General features: G+C 57.0%; 13 protein-coding genes. 9 read left to right on the top strand and 4 right to left on the bottom strand.

The genetic code is table 11. From position 1 onward, the window contains the following. Positions 1 to 9: 9 nt before the first annotated feature. Positions 10 to 261 (bottom strand): biofilm development regulator YmgB/AriR family protein, encoded by a 252-nt coding sequence (locus F3I44_RS15695; protein ID WP_150013063.1) that lies wholly within the window; start codon positions 259 to 261, stop codon positions 10 to 12. A 433-nt stretch (positions 262 to 694) separates the two neighbouring features. Here F3I44_RS15695 and F3I44_RS15690 point away from each other — a divergent pair, with 433 nt between their 5' ends. Further along, positions 695 to 1,969, top strand: a complete 1,275-nt coding sequence (locus F3I44_RS15690; RefSeq protein WP_150013065.1) for a multidrug efflux MFS transporter — start codon at positions 695 to 697, stop codon at positions 1,967 to 1,969. Here the strand turns inward: F3I44_RS15690 and F3I44_RS15685 are convergent. Continuing rightward, positions 1,851 to 4,988: a beta-galactosidase gene (locus tag F3I44_RS15685; protein ID WP_150013067.1), complete on the bottom strand. Its 3,138-nt coding sequence runs from the start codon at positions 4,986 to 4,988 to the stop codon at positions 1,851 to 1,853. The two genes, F3I44_RS15690 and F3I44_RS15685, sit on opposite strands and share 119 nt — an antisense overlap. A gap of 253 nt (positions 4,989 to 5,241) precedes the next feature. Between F3I44_RS15685 and F3I44_RS23750 the strand changes: the two genes are divergently transcribed. From F3I44_RS23750 to F3I44_RS15670, 4 genes are all read left to right on the top strand, one after another. After that, on the top strand, positions 5,242 to 5,391 hold the full coding sequence (locus tag F3I44_RS23750) for a hypothetical protein (RefSeq protein WP_190285953.1): 150 nt from the start codon (positions 5,242 to 5,244) through the stop codon (positions 5,389 to 5,391). A 203-nt stretch (positions 5,392 to 5,594) separates the two neighbouring features. Further along, positions 5,595 to 5,846, top strand: a complete 252-nt coding sequence (gene iraP, locus F3I44_RS15680) for an anti-adapter protein IraP (RefSeq protein WP_150013069.1) — start codon at positions 5,595 to 5,597, stop codon at positions 5,844 to 5,846. 115 nt (positions 5,847 to 5,961) lie between these two features. Continuing rightward, positions 5,962 to 6,264 carry a PsiF family protein gene (locus F3I44_RS15675; RefSeq protein ID WP_135909936.1) on the top strand — a complete coding sequence of 101 codons (303 nt, stop codon included), beginning with the start codon at positions 5,962 to 5,964 and terminating at the stop codon, positions 6,262 to 6,264. A 207-nt stretch (positions 6,265 to 6,471) separates the two neighbouring features. Further along, the gene (locus tag F3I44_RS15670) at positions 6,472 to 7,998 is read left to right on the top strand and encodes an FAD-dependent oxidoreductase (protein WP_150013071.1); all 1,527 of its coding nucleotides are present in this window, start codon (positions 6,472 to 6,474) and stop codon (positions 7,996 to 7,998) included. Positions 7,999 to 8,051: 53 nt separating this feature from the next. On the opposite strand, the gene proC is transcribed toward F3I44_RS15670, so the two are convergent. Continuing rightward, a complete protein-coding gene (gene proC, locus F3I44_RS15665) occupies positions 8,052 to 8,864 on the bottom strand; it encodes a pyrroline-5-carboxylate reductase (RefSeq protein ID WP_150013073.1) in 813 nt (270 codons plus the stop codon). 168 nt (positions 8,865 to 9,032) lie between these two features. On the opposite strand from proC, the gene F3I44_RS15660 reads away from it, so the two are divergent. Beyond that, on the top strand, positions 9,033 to 9,482 hold the full coding sequence (locus F3I44_RS15660; RefSeq protein WP_150013183.1) for a YaiI/YqxD family protein: 450 nt from the start codon (positions 9,033 to 9,035) through the stop codon (positions 9,480 to 9,482). Between the two features lie 2 nt (positions 9,483 to 9,484). On the opposite strand, the gene F3I44_RS15655 is transcribed toward F3I44_RS15660, so the two are convergent. After that, positions 9,485 to 10,216 (bottom strand): DUF2076 domain-containing protein, encoded by a 732-nt coding sequence (locus F3I44_RS15655; RefSeq protein ID WP_150013075.1) that lies wholly within the window; start codon positions 10,214 to 10,216, stop codon positions 9,485 to 9,487. A gap of 315 nt (positions 10,217 to 10,531) precedes the next feature. Between F3I44_RS15655 and aroL the strand changes: the two genes are divergently transcribed. From aroL to F3I44_RS15640, 3 genes are all read left to right on the top strand, one after another. After that, positions 10,532 to 11,056 carry a shikimate kinase AroL gene (gene aroL, locus F3I44_RS15650; protein WP_150013077.1) on the top strand — a complete coding sequence of 175 codons (525 nt, stop codon included), beginning with the start codon at positions 10,532 to 10,534 and terminating at the stop codon, positions 11,054 to 11,056. A 111-nt stretch (positions 11,057 to 11,167) separates the two neighbouring features. Further along, the gene (locus F3I44_RS15645) at positions 11,168 to 11,359 is read left to right on the top strand and encodes a YaiA family protein (RefSeq protein WP_033731718.1); all 192 of its coding nucleotides are present in this window, start codon (positions 11,168 to 11,170) and stop codon (positions 11,357 to 11,359) included. A 330-nt stretch (positions 11,360 to 11,689) separates the two neighbouring features. Beyond that, positions 11,690 to 12,442: an IclR family transcriptional regulator gene (locus F3I44_RS15640; protein ID WP_150013079.1), complete on the top strand. Its 753-nt coding sequence runs from the start codon at positions 11,690 to 11,692 to the stop codon at positions 12,440 to 12,442.

The following is a 12,442-nucleotide window of genomic DNA, read 5'->3' as shown; positions in this document are numbered from 1 at the left end:
ACCGCTGCTTCACATATCCGGCTGCGTGTCGATGAGCTGTGCCAGCAGGGTGCGATAGCGCTGTAACTGCGCCTCATCGCCTTCTACTTCCAGTTTGTCGATCACCCGGGCAATAAGCGCTTTGCTGGTGGCGGGTTCTCCCGCCTCCATAATTTCACGCAGAATAACCGCCAGCAGATCGGACTCTGGCGGTGTTCGCCAGTCCGGGCTGTTAAAATAGTCACTGATAGCACGGCTGGCACTGTTGGTTTGCACTCTCATTTCCCTACCTCCGCTGAAACACTACCCCGACCCTTACACAGGCGTAAGGGCATCTATGCATGTCATAAGCTGAACTGCCTCAGCGTAGCCGGATGGTCTGGACCGTTTTTTAGCGGAGGACGTCGCGCCAGGCAGAATGATCGCCACATCGCCATATCTGGCGATTTTTTAAACATAGAAGCGGTGTGAATCGTTGTCAGTAACAGAATGACATATTTTTCCATATTGATGAGGGCAGGTTGTCAGAGAAGGTGCCAGAGCAGGTCATCGGCACGGGATTCACGCTGTAAACCGCTGGTCAAAGAAAATTTTCGCGAGTAATTGCGCTGAATCAAGAGGAATCCGGTCTTTTGCCGTTTGTGCCATGTTATGTCGGTCACGTTGAGCATCGTCGCGTTAAACTAAGTACTCTTTCTCTTTGAATCATCTGCTCATGCCACGCACTATTGAACCCTGGAAGATAAACCTGATCTCAGTCTGGTTTGGCTGTTTTTTTACTGGCCTGGCCATCAGCCAGATTATCCCTTTTCTGCCGCTCTACCTTGAGCAGCTTGGCGTCACCGGAGGCGAATCCCTGAGTCTCTGGTCGGGGCTTACCTTCAGTATCACCTTCGTGGTTTCGGCGGCGGTCGCCCCGCTGTGGGGCAGTCTGGCCGATCGCAAAGGCCGTAAACTGATGCTGTTACGCGCGGCGTTTGGTATGGGTGTGGTGATCCTGCTACAGGCTTTTGTCACCGAAGCCTGGCAGTTATTGCTGCTGCGCGCCCTGATGGGGCTGACCTCCGGATATATCCCCAACGCGATGGCGCTGGTGGCGGCTCAGGTGCCGCGTGAACGCAGCGGCTGGGCGCTGAGCTGTGTCTCCACCGGGCAGATTGGCGGTGTGATTCTGGGGCCGATGCTGGGGGGGCTGCTGGCTGACTGGGTCGGTTTGCGCACGGTATTTATCGTCACCGCGGCGTTGCTGATGGTCAGCTTTCTGGTGACGCTGTTCCTGATTAAAGAGACCGGTTACACCCCGGTGAGTAAAAAGGAGAAGCTCAGCGGACGCGAGGTTTTCCGCTCGCTGGATAATCCAAAGCTGATACTCTGCCTGTTTTTCACCACCATGGTGATCCAGATGTGCAACGGATCGGTGAACCCGATCCTGACGCTGTTTGTGCGGGAGCTGGCACCCACCGCAGAGAATATCGCGTTTCTCAGTGGTGTGATTGCCGCGCTGCCTGGCGTCTCTGCGTTGATGGCCGCCCCCCGGCTGGGACGGCTCGGCGATCGCATCGGCACGCAGCGTATTCTGCTCGCAACGATGGTTATCTCGCTGCTGCTGTTTATCGCCATGTCTTTTGTCACCAGTGCCACGCAGCTGGGCGTCTTACGTTTCCTGCTGGGCTTCGCCGATGGCGCGATGATGCCTGCGGTACAGACGCTGCTGGTACGTCATTCGCGTGACACTATCACCGGCCGGATCTTCGGTTATAACCAGTCGTTTATGTATCTTGGCAATGTTGCTGGCCCATTACTGGGCGCAGCGGTATCGGCGGTGGCAGGTTTCCGCTGGGTCTTTTGTGCCACCGCCGTTGTGGTGCTGATTAACGTGCTGTTCCTGAAACGCTTTTACCGGCGTCCGAAGACTGTGCTGCCCGCGTCGGCTGACAAATCGTCAGCTCAGCCTGCCAGCGCTGCTGAGTCAGCAAAAACTCAGGACTGACGCTGGGGCTCCAGGAGTCATCGCCGCCGACGCCCATATGGAAGGCGTCCAGGTGCAGCCAGCAGCCCGCCTCCGGACGCAGAAGGTGGCGGTGGGATGCCTCACGCAACTGCTCCAGACTGAAGCGGCTCAGTGAGAAAGCAAAATCGCCGCTGACCTGCCAGCTGCCGCTGTCGAGCTGGCGGGTGCCGCCACGCAGACCATTCTCGCTGGGGAAAACGTAGGGCGTTGAAAGCTGATCCAGCGGCAGTTGCCAGCGTGAAAACTGCGCTGCCAGCTGGCGATCGGGATAGTTTTCATGCGGTCCCAGGCCGAGCCAGCTTACCTGCTGCGGCATCTGCGCCAGCTCACAGCGTAAGCCGATGCGCGCGGGCGGTGGCAATCCGCGTGACTGCTCAACGGAAAGCTGTAACTGCAACTCCCCCTGCGCATTGATCAGATAACGCTTACGGCTGATAAAGGCGAGCTGGCCACTGGCGAGCCAGCTGTGCAGCGTCTCAATCTGCACCTCCTGCGGCAACGCATGCGCGGCTATCGACACCAGCTGGCTGCTCATCTGGTCATAACCTGCCGCTTTCCAGCGCTCAACCCACGCATTAGGATCAACCCGTTCCGCTTCGCTGGTGCCGATGTCATTGTCCAGCGGCGCGCGAATAAAGCAGTCCTGAAGCGGCGAGAGCAGCGTCGGTGTCTCATTGACGAACCACTGCGTCAGTTCACCGCTGTGGCGTGAAAAATGCCAGCGTTGCTGCTGATGGGTGACGATAATCTCACTGGCGTCATCATGGAGGACTGGTGCTTCAGCCGTTTCCGGCAGCGGAGGCAGCGCCAGCAGCGAAGGCAGCGCCCACTGATGCCAGGCGACACACCAGTCCGCAGCACTCCAGCGGGTCGGGTGAATCTGATGAACCGCAACGTTAAGCCAGCATTCGCCCTGTAACGCGGGCGGTGACGGCAGGGTGATCCGTTGCTGACCCTGTGGGCCGATATCCAGTACGACTTCACCTTCTGTCACCACCTGGCCCTCCTGCTCAATGCGCCAGCGCAGCACTTCATTGTCACTGAGACGGAATAAGTAGTCGCTGCTGACCGTAAAGCTCAGCGGGTCGACGGGATCTGGCGTGAACTGCCAGAACTGCTGGGCGCGCTGCGCCTCATACAGCGCCGGATGCGGCGTGCGATCGGCAAACACCAGCCCATTCATACAGAACTGCCGATCGTTGGGCTTATCACCAAAATCGCCACCGTAGGCCTGCCAGGGCTGGCCCTGATCGTCATAACGGGTCAGGCTCTGATCAACCCAGTCCCAGACGAAGCCGCCCTGCAGACGCGGAAACTGGCGGAATGCCTCCCAGTATTTCGCGAAACCGCCAAAGCTGTTGCCCATCGCATGCGCGTACTCACACAGGATCAGCGGACGGGTTTCGCCCGGCAGACCGATCCACTTTTTCAGCGACCATTTCGGCACCGCCGGGAACGGCTGATCTTCATCGACCCTGGCATACATCGGGCAGATGATATCGGTCGCGGCGGTGTCCGCACCGCCGCCTTCATACTGCACCGGACGGGTGGGATCGCTGCTTTTCACCCAGCGGTAGAGCGCATCATGCGTGGTGCCATGTCCAGACTCATTACCCAGCGACCAGATAATAATGCTGCAGTGATTACGATCGCGCTGCACCATACGCGTCACGCGTTCGCTATAGGCAGCGAACCAGCGGGGATCGTCGGAGAGCCGGTTCATTGGCTGCATGCCGTGGGTTTCGATATTCGCTTCATCCACCACATAAAGCCCGTACTGGTCGCACAGCCGATACCAGAGCGGATGATTGGGATAGTGCGAACAGCGCACCGCATTGAAATTGTGCTGCTTCATCAGCTCAATGTCGCGGCGCATTGTCGCCTCATCCACCGCCTGACCGTGCTCCGGATGGTGTTCGTGGCGGTTGGTGCCACGGATTAGCAGCGGTTTGCCGTTGAGACAGAGCAGGCCGTTATCGATAGTGACCTGACGGAAGCCGACATCATACGCTTCCACCTCGATCAGCTGCTGATCCCCATCCAGCAGCGCCAGCGTGGCGCGATAGAGATGGGGCGTTTCAGCGCTCCATAGCGCGGGCCGTTCCACCGGCAGGCTGAGCAGGGCGCGTTCGGGATAGTGGCCCCGCTCGTCAATAATGGCGCTGCCCAGCGGCTGCTGACACTGCGCCACCGGCTGTTCACCCTGCCACAGCGTCAGGCGCAGCTGATAATGCGAGGTGAGATCAGGCGGCAGGGCGACGCGGACCCGGGCGCGCAGCTCGGCATGGTAAAACCCCGGGCTGAGCCGGGTTTCCAGCTGCACGTCAGCCAGATGCACCTGCGGCTTATGCAGTAACGTGACATCGCGGAAAATGCCGCTCATCCGCCACATATCCTGATCTTCCAGATAGCTGCCGTCGCTCCAGCGCAGCACCATCACCGCCAGCCGGTTTTTGCCTGGTCGCAGATAAGGGCTCAGGTCGAATTCAGCGGGCAGGCGGCTATCCTGAGAGTAGCCAATCCACTGTCCATTGCACCACAGATGAAAGGCTGAATTGACGCCGTCAAAGATGATGCGTGTCTGCCCGGAAGTGAGCCAGGCTGCATCCGTGGTGAATGTGAGCGAGTAACATCCTGTCGGGTTCTTTTTGGGTACAAACGGGGGATTAACCGGAATCGGATACTGCACGTTGGTGTAAATAGGCGCATCAAAGCCGTGCATCTGCCAGTTTGCCGGGACCGGAATCGTGCTGGCATCCGGCAGATCCTGCAGTAACCAGCTGGCCGGGACCGCCTCAGGCTGCGCAAAGTAACTGAAACCCCACTCCCCATTCAGGCTCTGCAGTGACACCGAGGGCGTGTCATCACGTGCCGCTGCTTCGTCCCGCCAGCTGGCAAAAGGCGGGTGCGCATCCAGCCGATGCAGCGAGGTTACGACCGGATTTTCCCAGTCGCGCCGGGAGAGGATGTCACTGAAAGTAGCCTGTGAGAGAGTCATGGTTATATCCTGTAAATGTAATGCGCTCACAATGCGCAAAATTATTCAGGCTGTAAAGCGTTCGCCATCCCGATTTGCACAAATAGTTTGCCCCGAAAGCAGGCCGGAATGTTGAGAATGTGGGGGCTTACTGACTGTAAAACGTTAAGTCTGGTCAACAAAGATGAATAGCAGCCGGATGCGGAGGAATCTCACTTGTCGCCATGCGGGTGGCTTCATACACTCAGCCCGATTTCATCACCCTGAGGTAAATATGGTACGAATCGTTAAGCTGGCTGCCGTTGTGGCATTAGTGACTGCATTAAGTGGATGTCTGTTCCCGCCTCCTGGCGGCGGCGGTGGCGGTGGTGGCTGGGGCGGACCTGGCGGCGGGCCGGGCCGTGGATTTGTCGATCCGCGCTAAACCCTGCTGTTAAATGCTGGCAGGCGAAACGTTTAACAGCGGTGATGTTTGCCTGCAAAACGTTTCGCCTGCAAAGTTAGCCGGAAATCGCCATGAAAAGCGCAGCGGTGCAGCCTAACCCGCTGAAAAAACGGCTGTTGCACTCTGTTTTTTTAGCCAGCGTGGTGATAATTTCAGCTTTTCTTCACCGCTGAGACAACAGCATGAAAAACCTGATTGCTGAGTTACTGATTAAGCTGGCTGAAAAAGAGGCGACTGCGAAAGAGCAGGTGGCGCAGATTGAGGCGCTGGAAATTGTCGTGACCGCACTGGTTCGCAAGCTGGATCCGCCACAACATCTGGAAATGACGACCACGATTGAAACCGCCATGGACAACGTGGCCGATGCAGACAATGACGATGTGCGCCTGCTGCGCAATTACATCGAAAAGCTGTTGCGGCATCCCCGCCAGTGACGCCGCCAGTCTCAGACTGGAATGGGATCTTCACGTCACTTTGACCTGAAACATTTTCCGCTTTGCTTATTCGCTGCCAGAATAACAGGGGACAATCCATTGTGGAGATAACAAGATGAAAGTCGGTTTAATGGCGATGATGATGGCAGGCCTGCTGGTCAGTGGTATGGCGGGTGCGGCGGAGAAGACCCCGCAGCAGGAAAAGATGACGATGTGTAACCAGCATGCTAAATCACAGGATCTCAAAGGGGATGCACGTAAAACCTTTATGAGCGAATGCCTGAAAAAAGACAGCAAGCTGTCGCACATGTCGCCACAGCAGATGAAAATGAAAAGCTGTAACGGCGAAGCTGGCGATAAAAAGCTGGCGGGCGATGCGCGTAAAACCTTTATGAGCCAGTGCCTGAAAAAAAGCTGAACCTCCTTCACGGCCACGCAGGTGGCCGCTTCTCCCTGCCCGCCTGAAGACGATTAAATTACCTCTCACAACAGCAGCTTAACCTTCTGACAAACATTCGGCATCAGGCTTCCCGGTTCCTTTGCCACACTTACTGTTTGTGGGGATTTGCGCGGTTCTTTTTTTACCGCGTAGCATCAGACCCGAAACAGCGAAAGGAGCCATGCCGTGAACTACCAATTTACCACTGACCTGAACGATCTGCCTCAGCGACAGCCGGTTAAGAAAACGCTGGGTGAGGTAGAAGTCTTACTGATTCGCGACGGGGACAACGTACGCGCGTATCAGGCGAAATGTCCACACGCGGGCGCGCCGCTGGATCAGGGTGCAATCTGCGGCGACCGGCTGGTCTGCCCGTGGCACAAAGCCGCATTTGATCTGGCCGACGGCAAAATGTGTGAACCGCTGGCGCTAGCCGATCTCAAACAGTATCCGCTGCGCATCGAACAGGGGCGGGTGCTGGTGAATCCAAAAGCGATGTCACCCGCTGCACCCATTGGCAGCGGGGCAGCCGCACCGGTCTATGTGGTGCTGGGCGGTGGCGCGGCGGGCAGCGCGGCGCTGTGGCGTCTGCGTCATGACGGCTTCAAAGGCCGCCTGATTCTGGTTGAGCGGGAGGCGGACGCGCCTTATGACCGCACCGCGCTGACCAAATTTGTGCCGTCGGGCAAAATGGACATCAGCGAGGTGCCACAGCTGCTGAAAGCGGATGTGATGGATCATGTTGAACGAGTGCAGGCTACCGTGAGTCGCCTCGATGCGCAGCAGCAACGGCTAATCTTCGACGATGGCGAAACGCTTGCCTTCGACAAACTGCTGATCGCCAGCGGCGCGAAGCCTGTGCGTCCCGATTTGCCAGGCAGCGAACTTGACGGGGTCTATCTGCTGCGCAGCAAAGCGCAGACCGATGAGCTGCTTCAGGCGGTGGATGCGACCCATAAAATCGTGATTATCGGCAACAGTTTTATCGGCACCGAGCTGGCGTCGGCACTGCGTAACCGTGACATCGACGTTACAGTGATTGCCCGCCAGGCGCTGCCCTTTGCTAAACGGTTTGGCGATCAGATTGGCCGCTATTTCTATCAGTTGCATGAGCAAAACGGCGTGAAGTGGGTGCAGGGTGAGATCGAATCACTGCAGGGCGACCAGCAGGTGAGTGGCGTGCAGCTTAAGGGCGGACGGCAACTGGACGCGAATGTAGTGCTGTTTGCGACCGGCGTTAAACCGGCTACCGACTTTATCCACGATCTGCCGCTGGCAGAGGATGGCAGTCTGCAGGCAGACGATCATTTACGGGTCGTTGACAATATCTGGGCGGCGGGTGATATCGCCACGTATCCGTCGGCACAGGGTCCGCTGCGCATTGAGCACTATCGCGTCGCGCATCAGCAGGGGCAGACCGCCGCATGGAATATGCTGGATCAGAGTGTCACCTTTGATCGTGTGCCATTTTTCTGGACGACGCAGTATGGCACCCGTTATGAGTATGTTGGACACGCGGCAGAATGGGATAATTTCGAGCTAATCGGCTCGCTGGAGGACAAAAAGTTTATGGCGTTTTATGGTCAGCAGGGACAGCTGGCCGCGATCTGTTCATGCGGTATGTACACGCTGACCGCTGAGCTGGTGGAGCGGATGCAGCAACCGATGACGCTTGCCGACGCGGTAGCGCTCAGTCAGGCGCACATCAGTTAAGCTGCGCGCAGGGCGATCCGCGAGACGGGCCGCCCTGCGCAATGCCTGGACGTTTAGCTGCGGCTCAGTTTTTCGGACTTCGCCATGCACTGCTGCATCGCTTCAATCACCGCCGAGCGCATCCCTTTTTCTTCCAGCACCTTCACGGCTTCGATGGTGGTGCCGCCAGGCGAGCAGACCATATCTTTAAGTTCAGCCGGATGTTTACCGCTGGTCAGCACCATCTCCGCCGCCCCTTTTACCGCCTGTGCAGCAAACTGATAGGCCTGGGCGCGCGGCATGCCGCCCAGTACGGCCGCATCGGCCATCGCCTCAATAAACATAAAGACGTAGGCCGGCGCAGAACCGCTGACGCCGACCACGGAGTGAATCAGATATTCATCCACCACGGCCGCTTTGCCGAAGCTCTCAAAAATCGCAACGACCTCGTCGATCTCCGCCTGCTCAACCAGCACGTTGGGCGTGACCGAGGTCATGCCTTCGTTGACCAGCGAGGGCGTATTCGGCATCGCCCGGACAATTTTACGATCGTAGCCCAGCACCGATGAGAGCGAATCCAGCGTCACGCCCGCCGCAATCGACACCACCAGCGCCTCTTTTTTCAGACTGCCGGCCAGCTCTTTTAATACTTTCAGGATCACATTGGGTTTTACCGCGCCGAACAGGATGTCCACCTCACGCGCCAGCGCATCCGCGCTCTCAGCTGCGTTGATGCCATACTGCTCTGCCATCGCCTGGTTGGTCTCTGCTTTGCGATCGTAAACGAAGATATCAGACGGGGCGATTTTGCCGCTGTTGACCAGTCCGCCGATAATGGCTTTCGCCATGTTTCCCCCGCCGATAAACCCGATTTTTTTTGCCAGCATCGCCATCTCCTTAGGACATTATTCGGTTTTCTCAGTGGGCTAGCTTACTTCAGCCAGCCCGAATAACAAGTCAGCCGGGTGCGGGCTGGAAAGCGTGCCGCAAATAAAATTTGCCATTCAGGGAGAACCCGGCAAGATCTCAGGCTTCTCTGACTGTAAGGAATCATGATGTTTATCTGGGTCGATGCCGATGCCTGTCCGAATGTGATCAAAGAGGTGCTCTACCGTGCGGCGGATCGCACCGCCACCACGGTCACTTTTGTGGCAAACCAGTTTCTGCGTGTGCCGCCATCGCCTTATCTGCGCACCCTGCAGGTGCCAGCCGGATTTGATGTGGCGGACAATGAGATTGTCAGACGTTGTCAGCCTGGCGATCTGGTGATCACCGCCGATATTCCGCTGGCGGCCGAGGTGATTGAGAAGGGGGCGGCAGCGCTGAATCCGCGCGGTGAACGTTACTCACCGGCAACGATACGTGAACGCCTGACGATGCGGGATTTTATGGATACTCTGCGGTCAAGCGGCGTGCAGACCGGCGGCCCCGCGACGATGAGTCCGCGTGACCGCCAGCAGTTTGCGAATGAGCTGGATAGCTGGCTCACCCAGCAGAAACGCTGAATTTAAACGAAGCTGTCGTCATCGTCGAAATCACCGCCGCCAAAATCGTTCAGATCGCTGTTGTCAGCATAATTACTGTCCCAGCCCGAGTTCTGATCGAGGAAGGCGTTATCGTTACCGCCGTTAAAGGCATCGGCGTTGTCATCGCCACCGTTAAAAGTGTTGAGATTATCATTCACCTCCGGCAGCGGCGGCTCATTGATGATGTTCACAATCTCTTCCGGCTGTGAATGGTGGAACATGCTGGTCAGCATATCGGCCATCACCACACCCCCTGCCACGCCCACCGCTGTTTGCAGTGCGCCGCCAAGAAAACCGGTGCCACGTGGCGCTGCTGCCTGAGCAGGGGCATACTGCTGCTGTGCCGGTTGTTGCGGCGCACTGTTCCACGGCGACTGTTGCTGTTGCTGCTGCTGAACGGGCGGCTGCTGGCGCGAACCGCTGCCAAACAGTCCCGACAGGAAGCCGCCGCTGCTCTGTGCCGGTTGCAGCTGCTGTTGCTGTTGCAACTGTGCAACCTGGCTTTCCAGCGCTGACACTTTCTCATTGAGTTTTTTCAGCGCCGCTTCCTGAATCAGGATCGCCTGCGCCATGTAGTAAGGCGCGCCCGGCTGCGCCTGAAGATGCTGGTTAATCAGTTGTTCAGCTGCGGCATCGCGTGCCGCGGTCTGGCTTTCAGCCTGTTTCAGACGGCTGAACAGCCCTTCAATCAGTTGTTGTTCTTCGCGTTGCATGATGACTCTCCTGTGGCAATGGTTATCAGTATATGTGGGCGCCAGTAAGAAAAGTAAAATCGCGGCGGTAAGCAAATATTGCCAGCGCATTCCGGACGCTGTTTTATGCGTTTTTTATCGTCCTGTTAGCGCGCTGATGCACAAAACGTGCATGCTTTTCCTGTTGAAAACACGGAGATTATCGCTGTTCAGGTAACGAAAATGCGTAAATCATGCCTGACAGGTGGAGGCGATAATAATTTCCAGTTATCATGCGTCGCATTATTAAGCTAACCATGCAGCCGCATCGCGCGGTCAGGCGGAGGAACGGCCCTGATGTCACTACCCATCTTTTTGATTGGCGCTCGAGGTTGCGGCAAAACCACAGTCGGCGAAGCGTTGTCGCAGGCGCTGGGCTACGCCTTTACGGATACCGATCACCATCTGCAACTCAGCACGCAGCGCAGCGTGGCCGAGATTGTTGCGGCAGAAGGCTGGGAAGGTTTTCGCGCCCGTGAAACGGAATCGCTTAAAGCGGTGACGGCACCCGGGACCGTGATTGCCACCGGTGGCGGTATGATTCTGGCTGAAGAGAACTGCCGTTTCATGCAGGAGCAGGGCCAGGTGATCTGGCTCAGCGCGTCGCCCGAAGTGCTGGCAGAACGACTGGAAAGCGAACCTGAAGCGGCTCAGCGTCCGACGCTGACCGGACGTCCGATTGCCGATGAGATGAGTGATGTGCTGCGTGAGCGCGCGCATCTCTATCAGGCCGCAGCCCATCATCAGGTGAATGCCATGCAATCGCCTGAGTGCGTAGTGGAAGAGATTTTGCTTTCCCTCTCTCTGGCGCGCGCCAGCTAACCCTCAGATTTTTCCCGCTTTGATTCCGCTTCGGATGGCATTGTCTATACTGATCCTATGACAGGCAGCAGCCTGTCCTGTGGAATGTGATTCAGACAAGAGGGACACACTATGCCGACCAGACCACCATACCCACGTGAAGCGAAAGTTGTGCCTGTTGAAAAGGGTCCTGAGGGAAACAAAGTAACCTCCTACGAATTGCGTGCTGATCATCCTAAACCGAATTCATTAATCAGTGAGCACGAGACGGAAGAAGAAGCGCGTGACGCCAAAGAGCGCTACGAAGATGTCGAGAAAGAGTAAAGTTTTGCTGCTGGCAGGGACGCCAGCCTGATAAGCCTGTTTTTTCCAGCGCAACGCTGTCCCAGTACACTCCCTCTGTGCCCTCATGGCGAGCTGATTACTAAAGAAGCGAAATTTACGCAGAATGACTGTCGTATGCTTTCTGCTCATGTGTCTGTTCTGCCCTCTCTCTACGTCGCCATATAAAGCCCCGCTAATCATTTATGTCACATTATTTTCTCTGCTGCCGATAACGGTGAGTGGTGAATTGTCGCTTGACCGATTCAGCGTCACGTTTTACTTTCGTCAAACCAGCAGAGGAACTTAGTTCCATATAGTGGAACACGTTACATGACCACACTTGAAAATGCGGCTGCCGTAATCCGATTGTTTCAGCACAAAGGTGTAACGCAGGGGCATGTCGGTCTCTCATTCAGCGAGGTCGTTGAGGCGCTGACGCTGCCGAAGAGCACCGTTTCGCGTCTTCTGGCCACGATGGAAAGTCAGGGGCTGCTGGAGCGGGATACGGACACGCGCGGTTATCATATTGGTCGCGTATTGCTGGCCGCCGCCGGTCATTATCTCTCGGCACCGCTGGTTGACAGCGTTTCAGCAGCGATGGTCCGGCTGGCAGCGAAGACCGGTTGCATGGGATACGTGTCGAAGCTCGATGGACGGGAAGTATTAGTGATGCGCATGTTTCATGGGCGTCACTTTACGCAGATGGTCACACCGCCCGGCAGTCGAATGCCTGCTGCTGCGACGTCAACCGGCCGGGCGCTGTTAGCGCAACTCAGTGACGAAGAGGTCATGGCGCGCTTCCATGATCACTGGCAGGCTGGCCCGGCGAACTCACCGCAAAGTCCCGAGGCACTCTGTGCCAGACTGGCTGACATCCGCCAGCACGGCTGGTCCCTGGCCCGCAATGAAACGCTGCCAGGCATCAGCTCGCTGTCGGTCATTGTTCATAACAAACATCATGGCGAAACGGTGGCACTCTGCCTGTCGTTTCTGTCACAGGAGAGTGAACCGGGTTTCCCGCCAGCGCTCCTTGAAGCATTACGTGCAACGGCCACAGAGATGACCGACAAATATGGCGCGTAA

The sequence above is a fragment of the Pantoea sp. F_5 genome (genome assembly GCF_008631595.1).
Taxonomy (GTDB): Bacteria; Pseudomonadota; Gammaproteobacteria; order Enterobacterales; family Enterobacteriaceae; genus Pantoea; species Pantoea gossypiicola.
The sequence above is the reverse complement of the archived record's forward strand: the minus strand, read 5'-3'. Positions and strand labels throughout refer to the sequence as shown.

Coding starts and splice junctions, on each gene's coding strand:
- F3I44_RS15695 (WP_150013063.1), bottom strand. CDS start 261: ATGAGAGTGCAAACCAACAGTGCCAGCCGTGCTATCAGTGACTATTTT.
- F3I44_RS15690 (WP_150013065.1), top strand. CDS start 695: ATGCCACGCACTATTGAACCCTGGAAGATAAACCTGATCTCAGTCTGG.
- F3I44_RS15685 (WP_150013067.1), bottom strand. CDS start 4,988: ATGACTCTCTCACAGGCTACTTTCAGTGACATCCTCTCCCGGCGCGAC.
- F3I44_RS23750 (WP_190285953.1), top strand. CDS start 5,242: ATGGTACGAATCGTTAAGCTGGCTGCCGTTGTGGCATTAGTGACTGCA.
- iraP (WP_150013069.1), top strand. CDS start 5,595: ATGAAAAACCTGATTGCTGAGTTACTGATTAAGCTGGCTGAAAAAGAG.
- F3I44_RS15675 (WP_135909936.1), top strand. CDS start 5,962: ATGAAAGTCGGTTTAATGGCGATGATGATGGCAGGCCTGCTGGTCAGT.
- proC (WP_150013073.1), bottom strand. CDS start 8,864: ATGCTGGCAAAAAAAATCGGGTTTATCGGCGGGGGAAACATGGCGAAA.
- F3I44_RS15660 (WP_150013183.1), top strand. CDS start 9,033: ATGTTTATCTGGGTCGATGCCGATGCCTGTCCGAATGTGATCAAAGAG.
- F3I44_RS15655 (WP_150013075.1), bottom strand. CDS start 10,216: ATGCAACGCGAAGAACAACAACTGATTGAAGGGCTGTTCAGCCGTCTG.
- aroL (WP_150013077.1), top strand. CDS start 10,532: ATGTCACTACCCATCTTTTTGATTGGCGCTCGAGGTTGCGGCAAAACC.
- F3I44_RS15645 (WP_033731718.1), top strand. CDS start 11,168: ATGCCGACCAGACCACCATACCCACGTGAAGCGAAAGTTGTGCCTGTT.
- F3I44_RS15640 (WP_150013079.1), top strand. CDS start 11,690: ATGACCACACTTGAAAATGCGGCTGCCGTAATCCGATTGTTTCAGCAC.